The sequence below is a fragment of the Dehalobacter sp. genome (assembly GCA_023667845.1).
GTDB lineage: Bacteria > Bacillota > Desulfitobacteriia > Desulfitobacteriales > Syntrophobotulaceae > Dehalobacter.
This window is the reverse complement of record JAMPIU010000137.1, coordinates 1-19,094: the sequence shown is the minus strand read 5'-3', so window position 1 is coordinate 19,094 and position 19,094 is coordinate 1. Positions and strand designations below refer to the sequence as shown.

Annotated in this window: 20 protein-coding genes; 13 read left to right on the top strand and 7 right to left on the bottom strand. The window is 46.9% G+C overall.

Going from position 1 to position 19,094, the window contains the following annotated elements; translation table 11 throughout:
- The coding region (locus NC238_10685; GenBank protein ID MCM1566395.1) for a hypothetical protein at window positions 1-354 on the top strand (354 nt) is incomplete at its 5' end.
- A gap of 96 nt (window positions 355-450) precedes the next feature.
- Here NC238_10685 and NC238_10680 read toward each other — a convergent pair.
- Together NC238_10680 and NC238_10675 are read right to left on the bottom strand one after the other, a co-directional pair.
- Window positions 451-1,815, bottom strand: a complete 1,365-nt coding sequence (locus NC238_10680) for a VWA domain-containing protein (protein MCM1566394.1) — start codon at window positions 1,813-1,815, stop codon at window positions 451-453.
- Window positions 1,796-2,674: a MoxR family ATPase gene (locus NC238_10675; protein MCM1566393.1), complete on the bottom strand. Its 879-nt coding sequence runs from the start codon at window positions 2,672-2,674 to the stop codon at window positions 1,796-1,798. The genes NC238_10680 and NC238_10675 overlap by 20 nt, the downstream gene beginning before the upstream one ends.
- Window positions 2,675-2,822: 148 nt before the next feature.
- Between NC238_10675 and NC238_10670 the strand changes: the two genes are divergently transcribed.
- Window positions 2,823-3,323, top strand: coding sequence for a DUF1003 domain-containing protein (locus tag NC238_10670; protein ID MCM1566392.1), 501 nt, complete (start codon window positions 2,823-2,825; stop codon window positions 3,321-3,323).
- Window positions 3,324-3,384: 61 nt separating this feature from the next.
- On the opposite strand, the gene NC238_10665 is transcribed toward NC238_10670, so the two are convergent.
- Window positions 3,385-4,281 (bottom strand): RluA family pseudouridine synthase, encoded by an 897-nt coding sequence (locus tag NC238_10665; protein MCM1566391.1) that lies wholly within the window; start codon window positions 4,279-4,281, stop codon window positions 3,385-3,387.
- Between the two features lie 213 nt (window positions 4,282-4,494).
- Between NC238_10665 and NC238_10660 the strand changes: the two genes are divergently transcribed.
- The 4 genes from NC238_10660 (at window position 4,495) to NC238_10645 (ending at window position 9,219) form a co-directional block, all read left to right on the top strand.
- On the top strand, window positions 4,495-5,610 hold the full coding sequence (locus NC238_10660; GenBank protein MCM1566390.1) for an aminopeptidase: 1,116 nt from the start codon (window positions 4,495-4,497) through the stop codon (window positions 5,608-5,610).
- Window positions 5,611-5,883: 273 nt separating this feature from the next.
- Window positions 5,884-6,822: a D-2-hydroxyacid dehydrogenase gene (locus tag NC238_10655; GenBank protein MCM1566389.1), complete on the top strand. Its 939-nt coding sequence runs from the start codon at window positions 5,884-5,886 to the stop codon at window positions 6,820-6,822.
- A 95-nt stretch (window positions 6,823-6,917) separates the two neighbouring features.
- Window positions 6,918-8,501, top strand: a complete 1,584-nt coding sequence (locus NC238_10650; protein ID MCM1566388.1) for a CCA tRNA nucleotidyltransferase — start codon at window positions 6,918-6,920, stop codon at window positions 8,499-8,501.
- Window positions 8,502-8,556: 55 nt separating this feature from the next.
- Complete coding sequence (locus NC238_10645) at window positions 8,557-9,219, top strand: flavin reductase (protein MCM1566387.1); 663 nt, start codon at window positions 8,557-8,559, stop codon at window positions 9,217-9,219.
- A gap of 54 nt (window positions 9,220-9,273) precedes the next feature.
- On the opposite strand, the gene NC238_10640 is transcribed toward NC238_10645, so the two are convergent.
- From NC238_10640 to NC238_10630, 3 genes are all read right to left on the bottom strand, one after another.
- Window positions 9,274-9,423, bottom strand: a complete 150-nt coding sequence (locus NC238_10640; GenBank protein ID MCM1566386.1) for a DUF3102 domain-containing protein — start codon at window positions 9,421-9,423, stop codon at window positions 9,274-9,276.
- Between the two features lie 858 nt (window positions 9,424-10,281).
- The gene (locus tag NC238_10635) at window positions 10,282-11,445 is read right to left on the bottom strand and encodes an aminotransferase class I/II-fold pyridoxal phosphate-dependent enzyme (GenBank protein ID MCM1566385.1); all 1,164 of its coding nucleotides are present in this window, start codon (window positions 11,443-11,445) and stop codon (window positions 10,282-10,284) included.
- Window positions 11,442-11,939: an Lrp/AsnC family transcriptional regulator gene (locus tag NC238_10630; protein ID MCM1566384.1), complete on the bottom strand. Its 498-nt coding sequence runs from the start codon at window positions 11,937-11,939 to the stop codon at window positions 11,442-11,444. Before NC238_10630 ends, NC238_10635 begins: the two co-directional genes overlap by 4 nt.
- 291 nt (window positions 11,940-12,230) lie before the next feature.
- Between NC238_10630 and NC238_10625 the strand changes: the two genes are divergently transcribed.
- The 4 genes from NC238_10625 to NC238_10610 all read left to right on the top strand — a co-directional run bounded on the left by NC238_10625 (window position 12,231) and on the right by NC238_10610 (window position 14,636).
- Complete coding sequence (locus tag NC238_10625) at window positions 12,231-12,680, top strand: DUF3788 domain-containing protein (protein ID MCM1566383.1); 450 nt, start codon at window positions 12,231-12,233, stop codon at window positions 12,678-12,680.
- Window positions 12,677-13,663 carry an MBL fold metallo-hydrolase gene (locus tag NC238_10620; GenBank protein ID MCM1566382.1) on the top strand — a complete coding sequence of 329 codons (987 nt, stop codon included), beginning with the start codon at window positions 12,677-12,679 and terminating at the stop codon, window positions 13,661-13,663. The genes NC238_10625 and NC238_10620 overlap by 4 nt, the downstream gene beginning before the upstream one ends.
- A 42-nt stretch (window positions 13,664-13,705) precedes the next feature.
- A complete protein-coding gene (locus NC238_10615; GenBank protein MCM1566381.1) occupies window positions 13,706-13,918 on the top strand; it encodes a DUF3006 domain-containing protein in 213 nt (70 codons plus the stop codon).
- Between the two features lie 124 nt (window positions 13,919-14,042).
- Window positions 14,043-14,636, top strand: coding sequence for an HD domain-containing protein (locus NC238_10610; GenBank protein MCM1566380.1), 594 nt, complete (start codon window positions 14,043-14,045; stop codon window positions 14,634-14,636).
- Between the two features lie 285 nt (window positions 14,637-14,921).
- On the opposite strand, the gene NC238_10605 is transcribed toward NC238_10610, so the two are convergent.
- The gene (locus NC238_10605; GenBank protein MCM1566379.1) at window positions 14,922-16,844 is read right to left on the bottom strand and encodes an aconitate hydratase; all 1,923 of its coding nucleotides are present in this window, start codon (window positions 16,842-16,844) and stop codon (window positions 14,922-14,924) included.
- Between the two features lie 227 nt (window positions 16,845-17,071).
- Here NC238_10605 and NC238_10600 point away from each other — a divergent pair, with 227 nt between their 5' ends.
- From NC238_10600 to NC238_10590, 3 genes are all read left to right on the top strand, one after another.
- Window positions 17,072-17,548, top strand: coding sequence for a tRNA (cytidine(34)-2'-O)-methyltransferase (locus NC238_10600; protein ID MCM1566378.1), 477 nt, complete (start codon window positions 17,072-17,074; stop codon window positions 17,546-17,548).
- 162 nt (window positions 17,549-17,710) lie between these two features.
- Window positions 17,711-18,886 carry an undecaprenyl/decaprenyl-phosphate alpha-N-acetylglucosaminyl 1-phosphate transferase gene (locus tag NC238_10595; protein MCM1566377.1) on the top strand — a complete coding sequence of 392 codons (1,176 nt, stop codon included), beginning with the start codon at window positions 17,711-17,713 and terminating at the stop codon, window positions 18,884-18,886.
- Window positions 18,883-19,094: MBL fold metallo-hydrolase (locus tag NC238_10590; protein MCM1566376.1), on the top strand; the 212-nt coding region annotated here is incomplete at its 3' end. The genes NC238_10595 and NC238_10590, both read left to right, overlap by 4 nt.

The window sequence follows — 19,094 nt, the reverse complement described above, 5'->3', positions numbered from 1 at the left end:
TTGGATGAGAACAACGACGGAGTCATCAATGACGGCAGCGAGCTCTTCGGGCCGACAAGCGGAGACGGTTTTAAGGAATTAGCCGAATATGATAACGATCAAAACGGCTGGATCGATGAAACCGATTCCATCTACAAAGAACTTAGCCTTTGGATTAAGGATGCCGCCGGCAACGACCAGCTACTAGCCTTAAGTCAGGTTGGAATAGGCGCAATCTATTTAGGCAATGTCGATTCGCTATTTTCACTGAAAGATACGGATAATCATTTAGACGCTCAGATCAAGGAAACCGGCATATTCCTGAAAGAGAACGGAGAAGCCGGGACGGTCCAGCATGTGGACTTTGCGGTATAGCGAGAGGATAAGCTGATGAAAGGGACGAATTTTTTATTCCCTCAATTAAATAATGGGGATAAAGATTCGTCCCTTTCATTTCGCGGTTGTCTTAACCTAAAGCGAGTTCAGAAATTGTTCCAGTTCTTTGATGTTAGATACCGAAAAAGCCCCTGTACAATACTCCTGGTATTTCGTCATCAGACAGTCGCCCTTGTCCCACTGGTCCTTGCTTAGGGGGTTCAGCCAGTACAAGGCTGCTGCTTTTTCTTTGATCTGGGCCAGGACTTCACTGCCGTCCAGTCTGTTCCGGTTATTTTTGCCGTCCCCTAAAATCAGTACCGTGGTTTTCTTCGGCAGGAAAGGCAGATAGAGGTCGAAAAACTGCAGCAGCACATTACCATAATGGGAATAGCCTGTGCGGTTATAGCCGCTAACCTTGCGTAGATTGCTGAGTGAGCCTGTCCAGTCCTGCTCCTGGAAATAATCTGTCGCTTCCACGAGCTGATCGACGAACAGAAACGAGCGGACGTTGGCATAGCGTTGTTGGGTCGCAAAGACAAACATCAGCATGAAGTAAATAAATTTGCTAACGGAATTGGACATGTCACAGAGCAGCCAGAGGTCGGGCTTCGATTGTTTTCGCTGCATTTTTATCAGGTTCAGCGGGATTCCGCAGGTTTTCAGGGAATGTTTGATGCTTCGGTTCAGATTGATAGTGCCGCTTGGACCTACTTTGCGGCGCCTCCCTTTGCGGACGGCCAGTTTTCGGCCTATCTTCTGAATTTCCTGCGACATTTGAGTGATCTGCGCGTCGTCGCAGTCCAGAAACGAAACCGTTCGTGGATTTCGTTTTTTCATTTCCTGGATCAAATGTTCCGAACTCATATTTCTAGCCAGCTGGCGTTCAATTTCATCTTTGAGTAAATGGTTCCATTCTTCAAGGGCTGCCCGTGCCGCCTGGTATTCCGCTTCAGATAGTTCATCCTGTTGGTAAGCCTTTTCAATATGGTTGGCTGCTTCATCCCAACCGCTCTGGGTCCGGAAAGCAGCCAGGCCTTTTTCGCGGTCTTCAAGATTTATGTCAAGATGCAAATGCAGACCCTGAAGTACTACATAAATTAGGTCAATCTCATTGTTCAAAACTGCTCCAATTAACATTTCGATCGGGACAGTTTTTCCCGCGCTGCCGCCCTGACCATCTTCCGGGGAAAACCGGCCTCGTCTTTCCAGAATGCCCAGATGGTCCGACGACATTTCGAAGTCCGGGCCAAAATATAGCTCGATCAGCCATAAAGCATAATCAGGGCCCCAAGGAGATTTGATCAGCGTCGTATTAATGAGGTGATAAAAAGTATATTTATCCATTTTATCAATATCGAGCATTTTCAGTAGCCGGATGCAGTCAGATGTTTCGCGCGAATTTACGTTAATGCCGGACTCTCTGAGCAGTCTGGCTATTTTAAGAATGAAGTATTCCATCAAACCAATCCTTTTGGTTCACTTTTTCCAGGACATGCTGGCAGTCATCCTGGTATTTGAAAAGGATGTTCAGCGCGCTGGAAGCGACCTCCGCCGTTAGTTCTTCGACCTGCAGCTGTTCCAGGATGTTGACCCAATCGATCACTTCGCTGATGCTGGGGTGTTTTTTGAGCTTTTCGAGCCGCAATTTGCGGATCAAAGTAACCGCCTGTTTGCCAAGACTCTCCTTTAGATTCGGGAAGTGGATCTGAAGAATCTCAAGTTCTCTCTGCTCGTTCGGGTAATCAAGATGAAGGTACAGACATCTTCTTCTTAGCGCCTGGCTTAAGTTTCGCGTGCTGTTGCTGGTCAATAGGACGGAAGGTATGCTTACGGCAGGGATTGTCCCAATCTCAGGTATGGAAACCTGCCAGTCCGAGAGGATCTCCAGCAGAAAGCTTTCAAATTCCTCGTCGCTTTTATCGATTTCATCGATCAACAAAACGGAAGGGGTTTCGCCTGTTATGGCCTTCAACAAAGGCCTTTTCAGCAAAAATTCATTTGTATAAATATTCTCACTCGTATCAGACCACTCTTTGGTTCCCGGTCCTTTCGTCTGAATATAGAGCAGCTGTTTCTGGTAGTCCCATTCATAAAGAGCTTTGCCTTCGTCGATGCCTTCATAGCACTGAAGGCGGATCAATTCTCTATTGAGGTATTGGCTCCAGGCCTTGGCAAGTTCAGTTTTTCCGGCTCCGGCCGGACCTTCAATTAACAGGGGTTTATTCAGCAGCAAGGAATATTGCAGGACCATGGGGGTACTGTCATCGGCTATGTAGCCGTATTGGCGTAATCCTTGCTTGATTTCATCTGCATTCATGGTATCCAGTTCCTTTCTTGCTTAATATTATCATTATAATTTGAATGTGAATTTTAGCAATGGCTTATACCATAAAAACTTGTTTTGGTTTTAGAAATAGATTATCATAGGAAAAGAGCTTTTCAGTTCATTTGAAGAGGGTGAATTCGTGAAAAACATTGAAAATAAAACCATTGAGGAACTTGCCGAAGCCCGTCATTCAAAAAATATCTTTGAAGCGCATGAGGAAGGTCTTTCTTTTGGTGAAAGGCTGGCGGATAAGCTTGCAGACTTCGCAGGCAGCTGGACCTTTATCATCATCTTCATTTCCGTCCTTTTATCCTGGATCGTGGTCAATTCCGTACTTCTATTCGGCCATGCATTTGACCAGTACCCTTTTATTCTGTTAAATCTTCTGCTATCCTGTATCGCTGCGATGCAAGCGCCGGTTATTATGATGAGTCAAAACAGGCAGGAGAACAGGGATCGACTAAGAGCAGAGCATGATTATGAGGTTAACCTAAAATCGGAGATCCTGATTGAGGAAGTACTGAAACGTTTAGATATAATTGAGAAAAAACAGGAAGACATACTTCAGACGTTACAGCGGAAGTCAGAAATCACACAAAAAAATCCTGAAAATGAGTATGAGATAAATCACCAGATTTAGCTGTTTTTTGTTTTTTGAACGCAGAAACAAATACCGCGCTGCCAGATGGCAAGGAGCGGTATTATTTTTTGCTTTGTATAAGCAGGGCGATATCCTCTGGTACCGGAGCCTGGATTTGAAGAGGCTGCATAGTTAAGGGATGCATGAAACCATAGCTATAACAGTGCAGGGCTTGCCTTTGCATATATTTCATACTGCCGCCATACAAATCATCTCCTAAAAGGGGATGACCGGCGGCCTGGGCGTGCACTCTGATCTGGTGCGTCCGACCGGTGACCAGGGTGAATTCCATCAGCGTATAGTCCGGGTAATGCTGCAGCGTTCGAAACAGCGTCAGCGCCGACTGTCCGTCCCGATGAACTTCCCGCACAATCTTACTGCCCGGTTTAATCCGGATAGGGAGGGGCCATTCGCCCTGTTCCAGAGGAAAATTCCCTTCCACAATACCGAGATATTTCTTTTCAACTTTGTTTCTGATAGAAAGGGCGGCCAACTGCTGGTGGGCATAGCGGGATTTGGCGATCAGCACAACGCCGGACGTATTGCGGTCGATCCGCGAGACTGGCCGGAATGGCCTGGCTTCACCTTTGCTTTCCCAGTAGCCGACCACCGTGTTCGCGAGCGTTCCGGTCTGATACTTCGAGTTGGGGTGGATGACCTGGCCGGGCGGCTTGTTGACCGCGAGGAAAATTTCATCTTCAAAGAGAATCTCAATAGGCAGCGTTTCTCCGGAGACCGTTGCCGGCTCTTCTTCCAGGATATTCACGACAAGGGTCTGTCCGGTTTTGCCGCGGGCAGTCAGGTAGGTGAATTTGCCGTCAATCCAGACATTTTCACCGACTTTCAGCTTTTGCAGCACCTTGCGGGAAAAATGGAAGCGCCTTAGAAGTATGTCCTGGTATTTTCTGCCGTCATCTTCGGGCGTTAAAGTGTATGTGAATAATTTATTTGCATTCATGTTCTTCTCCTAATAGAATAAGCATCATCTGATAGACATATATTATGATTTAATAGAATAATTTAGCAAGATGTTGCGTAAAGAAATAAAAAATATATTATAATAATGACAGTTAAAATTAACCAATATAGATCAGCTTGATAAATCAAGCAGGATTCCCGAGAATTATCCCCAAGGGCAAAACGAACAAGCAGAAAAGAGGTTAACTACAGCATGAATGATCAGAGAATAGACGTATTGGCCCAAAATTTAATCCATTATTCCGTTGAGTTAAAGGAAGGCGAACGTATCCTGATTGAGCTGTCGGGGCTGGAAGTTCCTTTAGCCCGGGCGCTGGTCAGAGAGGCTTATGAAGCTGGCGCGCAGCCTTTTCTTAATATTACTCATCATACTCTGCAGCGTGAAATATTGAAAGGACTTTCAGTCAATCAGGCTCAAAGCCAGGCAAAGTGGGAAGTCGCCAGAATGAAGGACATGCAGGCTTATATCGGAATACGCTCCGGAGAAAATATTAACGAGCTGGCCGATGTCCCTGCAGATAAAATGCAAATCTACATGAGCCATTACTCGAAACCGCTCCATTCCGAGCAAAGAGTCAAGCATACCCGCTGGTGTGTGCTCCGCTATCCGAATCCGTCGATGGCGCAGCTTGCTGAGATGAGTACGGAAGCTTTTGAAGATTTTTACTTTAAAGTCTGCAATCTGGATTATTCCAAAATGTCCAGAGCGATGGATCCGCTGAAAGAACGGATGGAAAAGACCAACATGGTAAGGATCACAGGGCCCGGAACGGATCTTTCGTTTTCCATCAAGGGGCTGCCAGCGATTAAGTGCGACGGCAAGATGAATATCCCTGACGGCGAGCTCTTCACAGCGCCGGTCAGAGATTCGGTCAACGGTATCATCGCCTATAACACCCCGGCTGTTTATCAGGGATTTACGTATGAATCAATCGTACTGGAATTCAAAGACGGCAAAATTATCAAGGCTTCAGCCAACGATACCGAAAGAATTAATAAAATTCTCGATACCGATGAAGGCGCGAGGTATATCGGTGAGTTTTCGTTCGGCTTTAACCCGTACATTCAGAAGCCGATGAAAGATACATTGTTTGATGAGAAGATCGACGGAAGTTTTCATTTCACACCAGGTTCGGCCTATGACGAATGCGACAATGGCAACCAGTCCGCAGTCCATTGGGATCTGGTATGCATCCAGAGACCGGAATACGGCGGCGGAGAGGTCTATTTTGACGGGGAACTGATCAGGAAAGATGGCAGGTTTATGCCGCCGGGGCTGCAGGTCCTGAATCCTGAAAACCTCAGATAACGTACCTAGTACAACATTCTTAAATTCTTTACTCAAATAATTTCATACAATCCTGATTACCCCATATTAGGTCTGGGTGGCACAAGTTCCGACGGTCAAGCGGAGCATGGATACGAAGCGCGGCTGTTAGACGGCCACGGATGGCCTAATGTCGCGATGCCATGGATGGCAAAGAGCGACTCGCCATAGAGGGCGCTATCTGCCGAGAGCGGAATGTGGCGCGCAGACCAGACCCAAATGATTATAGTTGTCAAGCAAGAGGAGCGAAATACAATGAAGATCCTGAGCAGTATAAAAATACCGGATGATCTCCTGGAAAAGCTGCTGGCAATACGACCGAGTACCCGAATCGTTCAGGTGAGAGACTTTACGGAGGCAGATCAGGAAGCGGATGTACTGCTTACGTATGGCTGGGATATTAAAAAGGATACAATTGATATGTATCCGAATCTCAAATGGATTCAAACCTTAAGCGCAGGGGTCGATATGCTGCCTCTGGACCGGCTTGTTTCGAGAGGCGTCGTGCTGACGAATGTCAAAGGCGCCCATAAGATCCAGATGGCCGAGCACGTCATCTGGAGTATCCTGATGCTCTTAAGACAGGGCAATACATTTGTGTCACAGCAGGAACAGAAGATATTCAGCGCAAAACCGAAGATTTCCGAAATGTACGGCAAATCGGTCTGCATCGTTGGGGCAGGCACCATTGGCAAAGAGATTGCCAAGCGGTGCGGGGCTTTTGGGATGACGGTATATGGCGTGTCACTTCATGGCAGTCAGGATCAGGCTTTCGCGAAGATTGTGACCCCGGAGGAAATGCCCGGGATTCTATCGGTCAGTGATGTAGTTGTAATCGTCCTGCCGCTGACATCGGAAACGAAAGATTTTGTTAATACAGACTTTATCCATCAGATGAAGGACGGAGCACTATTTGTCAATGTGGCCAGAGGACAAGTCGTTGACGAGGATGCCCTGATCGAAGCACTTAAAAGTAAGAAGATAGCTGCGGCGGCGCTTGATGTATTCAGGAAAGAGCCGCTGCCGGAAGATAGCCCGTTCTGGGAACTGAATAATGTCTTCCTTACGCCGCATATCGGCGGCAGGACGGTTCAAACCTCTGAACGCATGTGGGAAGTGTTCCAGACAAATCTGGCTAAATATCCTGACCCGGGTCAAATGATCAATATTATAGACGATAGGACAGGGTATTAAGAAACACGTACTTGAATATAGAACGCTCAACTAAGTAGGAACTCAGAATATTGAAACGTGAGAAACAGGCATAAAAAGAGATCCGGAGGAGTCCTATGAATGACTTCCAGAAAAGTGTTATCGAACAATTGTCCCGCCATACCCGCATCTGGATCGTAGGAGGAGCGGTACGTAACCAGGTCCTGGGACTGGAGTCTCCGGACATGGATTTGGTGTGCGGGCTGAGCCCTGAAGAGGTCCAAGATATCCTCCGTGAGCAAGGCTTCTCCGTTCGGATCATTGGCAGGCATTTCTCGACAGCCAGCATTTTTACGGAAGGTTCCAAAGTGGATGTGGTGCAGGCCGAAGAACTAGAGAAAGATGCCCAGCGCCGGGACTTCACCATTAATGCGATTTATCAGGATCCGGTGTCGGGGGAATTTTATGACCCGATGGAAGGCAGAAAGGATCTGGAAGCCAAAATTCTTAAAGCCTGCGGTAAGCCTGATGAACGGTTCCGGGAAGATCCTGTCCGTATTTTAAGGATGGTTAAATTCGCGGTGAAGTTCTCGTTGGAAATCGATCCCGATACCTGGGAGCAGGCAACGGACCATCTTTCTTTTTTGAGCAGCACATCCCGGGAAAGAATTACGGCGGAACTTGCCGGGATTCTTGTTTTGGCTGAGGCTGAAAAGGCTGTGCGGATGTTGGACAGAATCGGTTACTGGGATATGTACTTACCTGAGTTGGCCAGGCTGAAAGGTCTTGAACAGAATCAGTACCATTCCCTGGATGTCTGGGAACATACCATGGCCGTATTTCGGAATACCCCTGAAGATCTATATCTGCGTCTGGCAGGCCTATTTCATGATTCCGGCAAGTGGGAAGTAGCTAGCCGGGAATGCCATGTATCCGGGACACTAAAGTTTGCCGACCAGAACTACTCGCTTGAGGGATTTAAAATCGTCGGGACAAGAGGACCCCGGGAACTGGAATATAAGCTGAAGTCTTTCATTGGAAAAAAGATTCGGATCCTTGGGGCAAGACTGGACCAATACCCGGAAATTGTGCAGTTTAAAAAGGCCATAGACGGTGAACCGACCAATTTTGGTCTTATCTACGTCGAAAACGGCAAACGACATTTCCTGATGCATGAAGCGGCAAGCGCCAGGCTTCTGGCCGATGTCCTCAAACGCTATACGTTTTCGATGTTTTTTGACGGGATCGCCAAAAAACAGGAACAAAACCTTATTAAACTTGTTGAGAACCATATGCAGGCAACACTCGTATTCATGCCGGAGTTCAGAGGGGAATTTGCCAAGCGGTCTTTCAAGAACAGAGCGGCGGAGCTCGTTTGGAAAGTCTGCTGGGACGGCAGAAACTTTGAATTAAAGAACATCCATGATTTCTTGATTATATGGAAAGCAGATTATCAGGCCGGAAAACTTCATACCACTACTCAGAACAGTATTTTTGAAAGAATTTTTGCCGAACTGATCGCGGTAGCTTTGTGGCAGAAAGAAAACCTGATGCAGCTTGACTGGAAACTATTCCGGCAGTATGCGATGCAGCAGGGATTAAGCGGTTCGAGCCTCGGAACCTTTAAGGATCTTGTCCGCAAAAAAGCCATGGAAGAGATGAAACCGGAATTAAATCATACCTTTCTAAAAAAAGTATATTGGGAGTTTAAAAATCTGTAAAAGTAAGTTACAATGATTATAAATAAATTATTGTTATAAAAGGGAGTGTGGAGATATGAAATGGCGCTGTGTTGTTTGTGGCTACATACATGAAGGAGATCAGCCTCCGGAAACCTGTCCGGTTTGCGGTGTTGATTCCAGCAACTTTGTCAGGGTGGAGGAGGAAACGAAGCAGAACGAAAACAACAAGAACGATTCCGTCAAGAATGCCGAAGCTGCCCTGACGAGTCCTGCTCAGACCGGATTAAGCCCCGAGGAGAAGATTGTTAAAGCGGTGCAGTCCATTTCCTACGGTTTGTTTATTATTACGGCGGTCACTAACGGTAAAGACAACGGGCAGGCAGCCAATACCTGTTTCCAGATTACTTCCGATCCCGTGCAGATTGCGATTGGTATTAATAAGAAAAACTACACGCATGAACTGATCATGCAAAGCGGCAAATTCGGCGTATCCGTTCTGGATCAGGATGGACATGACCTCGTCAGAAGATTTGGCTACAGATCCGGCAGGGATGCCAATAAATTTGAAGGAATCAAAGCGCACCGCGGATCGTCCGGCATTTTGCTGCTTGATGAAGTACTGACCACCATGGAGGCAGAAGTCGCGAATTCGATGGATACCGGCACGCATACCTTGTTTTTGGGCAGAGTCACAGCAGCCGAAGTCCGTGGCAGCGGTGAGCCGATGACATATGCTTATTTCAGAAAGACGAAGTAAGGGCGCCGTCAAGCCTTCCGCTGTGATTCTTCGGTATGAGATAATTCCCGGAGTCTAAGAAACCTTACACGTGTAAGGTTTCTTTTTGCAGGGAAATAATACTCCTTTAGGGGTGGTTGTTTTTCCTCCCGGGAGCCCAAGAAGAACGAGGGCCTGGGTGTAGTTCAAATTCGCAACCGGTTGCGAATTTGAACTGACGTTCATGTCTTGGGAAAATAACTCATTTCTATACCGCTCTTTCCTGTACTTTATTGGCATCATATGGGATAAGCCTGACAATCGTGACAAAAAACAGCAGATGCTCCGCTAAAGAAAAAGGTGTTAACAAAATTTTACATATAACTATGTATTTTAACTTAAATATGGTATATAATATAAGCAAAGAGGAATCATGCAGCTACATGACTCCCCGCAACAGCCGCTTTAAGGGCGGTCGGCTAATGGACACGGATAGACCGTTTTCCATGTGAGTGGGCGGTCTATTTCCGTTTATTGAACAAAAGTATTAAAACCACCAATGTTCCAAAGGATATCATCAGTGCTAGTGTTTGATATACTTCCATGGCATCACCTCCTTTCCGGAGGGAATGCCGACCGCCCTGCACGCCATCTGTTGCAGAGCAATTATAACATATATTTCCAAAATAAACCATATAATAACAAAAAAGATGCTGCGCATGACTTGCAGCATCTTTTTGCTATGCGCCCGGCATGGGCGAAGTCTAACGGGTGAAAGTCCCGAACACGCCCGGCAGCGGGAAAATGATAGCCAAAGCCATGCGTCTTTTTTAACGGACTGTCTTAAGAACGCATATAATATGCTGGAAATATCAGGCAAGGAGGAGATATAAAAATGTTTTTCTTTCCGTTTTTTACAGGCCTTGCGCTTGGAAGATTATGGAATCGCAGTTATTGGTATTAATCTTATCTTTTGTCGCAGATTAAGAACGGTTATTCTTTAGGTCGGGAATTTTCACTATCAAATAATTTACAAGTGGAAAGAGACCTTACACGTGTAAGGTCTCTACGATCAGCGAATCAAATAGGCAACATCACTCTGGTTCAGCTTATTCTTTTCTTAACAAACCGGGCCATTCTGGTCAATGCTTCCTGCAGCTGCTGCGTTGAGTAGGCGTAGGAACAGCGGACATGTCCTTCGCCGGCCGGACCAAAAGCTGTACCCGGAACGACGGCGACTTTCTCTTCCTTCAGCAGTTGTTCGGCAAACTCTTCAGAATTCAGTCCGGTAGCCGTGATGTCGGGGAAGACATAGAAAGCCCCCAATGGTTCAAAGCAGGTCAGCCCCATTTCCCTTAAGCCGTGGACCATAATCCGGCGGCGGCGGTCATATTCCATCACCATCTCCTGTTTGGCCGTTTCTCCGGATTTCAGCCCTTCCAGTGCGGCGACCTGCGCCATGATCGGGGCGCACATGATAGTATACTGATGGATTTTCAGCATAGCCTGAATCAGGTCAGGGTGCCCGGCTACGTAGCCGATCCGCCAGCCAGTCATCGCATAAGCCTTGGAGAAGCCGCTGACATGAAGCGTGCGGTTCCACATATAAGGCAACGATGCAAACGGCGTATGCTCTCCACCGTAGTTTAGATCTGAATAAATTTCGTCGGAAATGACGATGAGATCGTTTTCGGATGCAAACCGGGCAATCGGCAGCAAATCCTCTCTGGTCATGACTGCGCCGGTAGGGTTATTTGGATAAGACAGAACCAAAATCTTGCAGTTTGGCGTATAAGCCATCTGAAGGTCTTCGACCTGCAGGCGGAAATCGTGTTCTGCACTTGTTTTAACATAATGAACCTCTGCGCCGGAGATTTCCGCACAGGCAGCATAGGCCACAAAAGAGGGATCAGGGATCAGCACGCCGTCACCCGGCACTATCAGCGCGCGCATCGCCAGATCGATCGCTTCGCTGGCGCCGACGGTGATCAGGATTTCCTCGTCGGGATTATAGTCTAAGCCTTGGTGTTTAGCCATATATTTGGATAATTCCCTGCGAAGTTCGATCAGACCTGCGTTGCTGGTATACATGGTCTGGCCTTGCTCCAGGGAAAAAATAGCAGCTTCCGTCATGACCCAGGGAGTTGCAAAGTCCGGTTCACCGACGCCGAGGGAGATTACACCGTCCACGGTAGCGGCCAGGTCAAAAAACTTTCGTATTCCTGATGGCTTCAGATTTAAAGCCAGTGGTGATAAGTATTGCTTCATGGCGTTATCATGAGACGCTGCGGTCTCTCTTCCTCTCCGTGAAATTCTATGCCATCCTGCTTATACCTGCGCAGAATGAAGCGGGTTGAAGTTGACTGGATTACATCCAGGGGAGACAATTTATCGGAAACAAACTGGGCGATTTCATGCATGTTACGGCCCTCGATAATGATGCAAAGGTCAAAATCCCCAGACATCAGATAAACGGATTTAATCTCACTGAACTTTTGGAACCGCTGGGCAATTTTATCGTAGCCATTGCCGCGCTGGGGCAGGACTTTGACATCAATTAATGCAGTAACCCTGTCTTCTTCCAGTTGGTCGTAATTGATAAGGATACCGTATTTGGCGATGACCTTATCATCTTCCCACTGTTTAATTTTCTTTTTAATATAATCCGCTGTCAGGCCGGTCTGAATTGCTAAATCTTCCACAGTCAGACGGCAGTCCTGGGACAGGATATGAAGGAGGCGCCGATCATCTTCGGACAACATTCTCGAAAACTCCTTTCTGCGCTTCTGAATTAATATTATTAAATTATAATAGCATAAGAAGACAGCGGATAACAACCTCATCCTATGATTTTCCTAATTATCTTACCTCTTTTTTGTAAGATATGTTAAAATATAGCTGTATTCCACGAGACAAATCATAGAAGTTGCACTTCGGACAATACACGAAGTTATGGAAGGCAGATCAAGGAAATCTTATTGAGGTAGACGCAACAGCAAGAAGGAAAATTTGTCCATATCTGATTTCTGTTAGAGTCACAGGAGGGACTGCCAATGCAGTGGTGTGATCAGTTTAATGTAAATCACGAACCATCTTTTGAAGACATTAAGCAATTTATTGGTAAAGGTGAACCGCTTTGGTCGGAGCTGCTTTCCTATATTGAAAGAGCCTACCAGGTGAAGCCCAAAACAACTTATAGCAAATGTTCCGGCCAGCCAGGCTGGAATGTTAAATATCAAAAGGGAAGTAAATCATTATGTACGCTTTATCCGATGGAGGGGTATTTTATTGCGCTAGTCGTGGTAGGAAACAAAGAGGAAGAAGAGACAGAGATGGCGTTGGGTACATTTACGCCATTCGTGCAAGGCCTGTATCTCAAAACAGCTTTTTCCTGTGGCGGACGTTGGTTAATGATCAAAGTAGATGACAGGTCAGTCCTTGATGATGTAAAGAGCCTAATTGCCATAAGGGTAAGGCCAAAAGGTGAAAAGGGAGCTCAATGAAAAAGCAAAAAAGATTACTTCTAACGATTCTTTGCCTAATCGTACTAGTTTTACTTGGTTACAGCTCACTGAACGGCAGCTCAGTAACTTTTTTGGATCAGTCGCAGCAGACAGCGACTGTGGTCGAAGATCAAAAAGGTACGCTGTCGTCAAATCCGAATTCCTCCAATACCGGCTCAGATGCGGATATTGCTTCAGTCTCAGGCATCCTTCAAGTCCATTTCATTGATGTCGGGCAGGCGGATTGCATTCTAATCAAAGCCCCTTCGGGGAAAACCATGCTGATCGATGCAGGGAATAATGAAGATGCAGAAGCGGTTACCTCGTACATAGAAAAACAAAAAATAAGTAGACTGGATATTGTCGTTGGCACTCATCCTCATGAGGACCATATCGGGGGTCTTGATGCCGTAATCGATACCTTTAAAATCGGGCAAGTCATCATGCCGGGCAAAACACATACGACTGAAACGTTCAAGGATGTACTTAGCGCGGTGAAAAATAAAGGCCTCAAAATAACATCGGCGAAAACAGGTGTTAAGCTGGACTTAGGGGACGGTGTGACTGCCGTTGTACTCGCTCCGAACGGTTCAGATTATGAGAATCTGAACAATTACAGTGCTGTGATTAGGATAGCATTCGGCAGCACTTCTTTTTTATTTACCGGTGATACCGGAGAAGTGTCAGAGTCGGAAATGCTGCGGAATGTGAGCACGTATGCTCTGAGGTCGACGGTCCTAAAAGTTGGTCATCATGGCAGCAGCGACGCAACATCCGAGTCCTTTCTGGATCTGGTAGACCCTGAATATGCAATGATTTGCGTCGGGAAAGAAAATGATTATGATCATCCTGCACAGGATACACTGGATAAGCTAAAGAATAGGGGAGTCAAGGTATTCAGGACGGATCTGGATGGGACGATTGTTGCGGTATCCGATGGATCAGAAGTGACATTTCATACGCTGGAGATTGCATCAAAATAATGGGACCAATAGGCATGATTACCTCAAAAAGGTGGTATCAAAATGAAGGGTGTTATTGATCGTTTCGAAGGCAGCGTCGCCGTGGTGGAGTTTGATGGCAACAACAGAAAGAATATTAACTTCACTGATCTTCCTGCGGGGATTAAGGAAGGCGATGTCGTCGTATTTAATGATGGTAAATGGCAGCTTGATGAGAATCAAACAGCCAGACTGAAAGCGGAAATTGATATACTGGCCCGTGATGTATTCGAGTAGTTGTCTAATCGTTGTTGGGATAATGGTTAAAAAACAGGAAATCCTACATTCTTGACTGGACAGGATTTCGAAAAAGCGTTAAATTGATAGTTGATTATTTTGGGGTTAACCTTTAGGAGGAAGAATGAACAAAGTATTCGCCGCAATAGACATCGCAGCAAATGCCCATAAGAATCAGGTCAGGAAAGGGACCAATACGCCCTATATTACACACCCGTATGCAGTTGGAATGATCCTGCAGAAAGAAGGATGTGCGGAAGACATTGTTGTTGCTGGGATCCTGCATGATACCGTTGAGGATACCATTATTAATTCGGAATATCTCCGTAATAAATTTGGCAACAAGGTTGCCCTGATCGTAGAAGGATGTTCGGAGCCGGACAAATCGCTACCGTGGGAAGAACGCAAAGAACATACCATTGAATACCTGAAAACGGCGATACCGGTGATCAAGGCCGTAGCCTGCGCCGACAAGCTGCATAATGTTCTGACGATGCTGGAAGACTATCAAAAAGAAGGAGAGAAGCTTTGGACGCGGTTTAACCGGGGCAGGGAGAAGCAGGAATGGTATTACCGTAATCTCGTACAAAGCTTTATGCATCCTCCGGTGGATGATGATTTTAAAAAGCTTTATCTTACCTTTGCGAAAGCCGTCAGCGATCTTTTTGATCCAAAACCGGACAAGCAGGAAGAGGATCAGACTTTTTCTATCAGCTGAAAAAGACGAGATGCCCATTTTTTATTATTAGAATGATATCTTTTATTTGAACAAGATTAGTATTCAAACAAGAAGCGTATCAAGAAGAGTATTGGATCCAGATAAAAACCCGAAGTTCAAGGAGTTATGATTCCTTGGCCTTCGGGCTTTCTATCGCATGCAATAAGATCACTTTACAGTGTCATGGCTAATTTTCTCCCTGCTTTCTCTTCCTGAGCAGCATCTTTTGGCCATGCTAGGATTCAGAGCTCCACAAGCAGGATAGTTTTTCTTAGATAAAAAAACTTATTTGCCGGCTTCTTTGGTATAGTTCAGCAAGCCTCCGGCTAGGATGATTCCAATCTGGCGTTCAGTCAGGTTATGGCTGACCCTGATGGAAGCATTTTTTCCGCTTAACAAGATATCAAATTCTTCGGAGTTTGATAGGGCTTCAGTCAGATTTGTAAAGATAAGTTTGCTGTCGTCCTTAATCAGGTCGTAGTCGCTTTCGTTGACAAAAGTAAGCGGCAGGATGCCAAAATTAATCAGGTTGGCTTTATGAATCCGGGCAAAGCTTTTGGCCAGGACAACTCTGACACCGAGGTACATCGGAACCAGTGCGGCATGTTCGCGGCTGGAGCCCTGACCGTAGTTCTGACCGGCCAGAATGATGCTTTGACCGAGCTGTCTGGCTCTGGCTGAGAATCCGGCATCAATCTTGCTGTAAACATATTCGGAAAGGGCAGGAATATTGGATCTGAGCGGCAGGATTTTGGCGCCTGCAGGCATGATATCGTCTGTGGTAATATTGTCATTCAGTTTGATGACGACGGGAAGCTCCAGATCCGGCCTAAGCTTCGGAGCAATCGGCAGCGGTTTGATATTTGGACCACGCACGATGGTGGTGTCCGGAGAACCGGGCGGAATAATCAGCGAATCATCGACCCGGAAATTTTCCGGCATGGGAATTTCAGCAGCAGGGCCCAGTGTGCGGGGATCGGTAAAGTAACCTGTCAGCGCACTGGCAGCAGCGACTTCCGGGCTGACCAGATATACGCCGGCGTCCGCAGTTCCGCTGCGCCCTTCAAAGTTGCGGTTAAAGGTTCTTAAGGAGACGGCACCTGAGGAAGGGGACTGGCCCATGCCAATACAGGGTCCGCAGGCCGATTCCAATATTCTGGCTCCGGAATCAAGCAGATCGGTTAGCGCGCCGTTATTGGCCAGCATGGTCAGAACTTGACGGGAGCCGGGAGCGATCACCAGGCTGACGCTCGGATCGACCACTTTGCCTTTTAAGATGGCGGCGGCGGTCATCAGATCGCGGTAGGAAGAATTCGTACAGCTGCCGATTGCTACCTGGTTGACTTTAATATTTTTTAACGAGCTTACAGCGGCGACGTTGTCAGGCATATGCGGCTGAGCTGCAAGCGGTTTCAAGGCAGAAAGGTCGATAAAGATTTCCTCATCGTATACTGCATCGGCGTCGGCTTCAAGCGGAATCCAGTCGTTTTCGCGGCCCTGGGCTTTCAGGAAGATCCGGGTCTGTTCATCGCTCGGGAAGACAGAGGTCGTTGCACCGAGCTCGGCGCCCATGTTGGTGATGGTAGCTCTTTCGGGGACACTTAACATAGAGATGCCAGGACCGGCATATTCAAAGATCTTGCCGACACCGCCTTTGACGGACAGGCGGCGCAGGACTTCCAGAATGACATCTTTGGCGGACACCCACGGAGCTAATTTTCCGGTTAGATTGATTTTGACAACTTTCGGGTCAGGCAGATAGAATTCGCCGCCGCCCATGGCTACAGCAACATCAAGGCCGCCGGCACCCATGGCTAGCATGCCGATTCCGCCGCCGGTAGGGGTGTGACTATCCGAGCCTAACAGGGTTTTACCAGGTTTTCCGAAACGCTCAAGATGGACCTGGTGGCAGATCCCGTTGCCGGGACGCGAAAAATAAACCCCGAAGCGGGAAGCGCAGCTTTGGAGAAAAGCATGGTCGTCAGCATTTTCAAAACCCGTCTGCAGTGTGTTGTGATCGATGTAGCTGACAGATAATTCTGTTTTGACTCTTGGAATGCCAACGGCTTCAAACTGAAGATAAGCCATAGTTCCTGTGGCATCCTGTGTTAAAGTCTGATCTATCTTGATGCCGATTTCTCCTCCGGCCCCAAGTTCACCGGAGATGAGATGGGCGGATAATATTTTTTGTGTTAAGTTTTGTTTCATATTTCTTACCCCTTTATTTAATTTATGATCCAACTTTATAATATAACAGAATGAGCCTGATTCATCCAGTATAACAAAAAAGTATACATAATATAGCAGATTTTTTTAAGGTATGGGTAGATTTTTTGCAGTGTGAATATTTCAACGTTCATTTTTCGTTGTTTTCGGGTTATAATATAGCTGTTGTGTTTACTACTTAGATTTAAGAGCAGTTTTTGGAGAAAATGATGATGACAGACAGCAGGTTAAACATCGTACTAGTTGAACCCGAGATACCTCCCAATACAGGAAATATTGCCAGATTGTGCGCAGCTGTTCAGGCCGACCTGCATTTAGTGAAGCCGCTCGGCTTCAGTATTGACGACAAGCATTTAAAAAGAGCAGGACTCGATTACTGGCATCTCTTAAAGGTACATGTTTATGAAAATTTTAACGATTTTGAAACCCAGAACGCTGAAGGTCAGTTTTTTCTGGCCACGACCAAAGCGTCTAAGTTCTATACAGATGTGGAGTTTCCAGACCGCTGCTATCTGCTTTTTGGACGGGAAACGAAGGGGCTGGCGCCGGAAATCCTACAGCGCTATCCTGACCGGCAGATCCGCCTGCCGATGAGAAAGGATGCGAGGTCCTTAAATCTGTCCAATTCAGTCGCGGTGATTGCGTATGAGGTCCTGCGTCAATGGGGTTTCCCAGGCCAAGTGTGACGGCCACGGATGGCCTAATGTCGTGATGCCATGGATGGCAAGGAACGACAAGGCCACGGACGACGGCACACGATGTGCCTAGTGTCGAATGCGTCAGGATGACAAAGCATTCGACGGGCCTAATGTCGCGGTGCCATTTAACTCACGATATCCGGAGGTAGTATGCTTTCTTATTTATCAACATTTTTGCTGGCAGTTCTATTTGCTTTGATTTTAACACCCGTCTCCATTATCCTGGCCAGAGAATGGGGTGTGATGGATTATCCGGGCGAGCGGAGAATACATAAGACCCCGATTCCGCGTCTCGGCGGCGCTGCGATTTATCTGGCTTTTTGGCTGGCTGTTTTTCTGACGGTAGCCGTGAATAAAATGCTGATCGGACTTTTCCTCGGCAGCACAATTATTTTTGCGGTCGGCATCTATGATGATGTAAAAGGAATGCGGCCTCTGGTCAAACTGCTCTGGCAGATCCTAGCAGCCGTAATACTGATTTTTTTCGGCATGGCGGTCCCGCATATCACGCTGCCTCTATATGGAGTCGTCCAACTAGGCTTGATCGGCAACATTTTTGCCGTGCTATGGATTGTCGGTTTGGTCAATGCCGTGAATATATCCGACGGTATGGATGGCCTCGCTTCGGGCATTTGCTTTATTGCGGCGATCACATTGTTCTGGTCCGCAACGATCCGTTCGGCCTATCCGGGGGCCGATCTTCTGATGCTGGCCCTGAGCGGCGTAACGCTGGGCTTTTTGTTCTATAACTTTAATCCTGCTAAAATCATTATGGGTGATTCCGGGAGCATGTTTCTCGGCTATATGATCGGAGCAGTCTCCATTTGGGGTTTGCTGAAAACCGCTACGGTACTCGGTTTGGTTTTCCCGTTGCTGGTGCTCGGCATGCCTTTGATGGACATGCTGTTTGCGATCATCCGGAGGAAGTGGAAAGGACATTCGATCGTCCGGGCAGACAGGGGACACCTTCATCACCGTTTGCTCGATACTGGCCTGAACCAGCGCCAGGCAGTGTTTGTTCTCTATGGAATCAGCCTTTGTTTCGGGCTGGCGGCAATTTTCTCCGCCTATGGGCACTGGTACATCGCGGCGATTCTGGTGGTCATTGACCTCGGCATTATTTTGCGGATTATGTTCAGAAAGTTTCGCCTGCATAACTGGTACACGGTGACAAGACCGGTTTCTGCAGACATGGAAGATAAGATGGACGTGGAGAAGGATGACGCGGGAATGCAGCAAAAAACGGAAGAGCAGAGTCAGGCAGAAACGCAGAATCCAGAAGAGCAGAATCAAGAAGCAAAGATCAGAATGAGGAATAAAGTATGAATATTATCTTTCACGGCCATGCCTGTTTTGAAATCCAGTCTGACGCAGGTCGGCTGATGATAGATCCATATTTGCGGAAGAATCCGAAAGCAGAGGTCAAACCGCCTGATTTTAAAACGCTTGATGCAATTTTAGTCACCCATGGTCATGACGATCATTTGGGAGATGCGGTCGAACTGGCCAGGCTGACCGGGGCAGTCCTGATCTC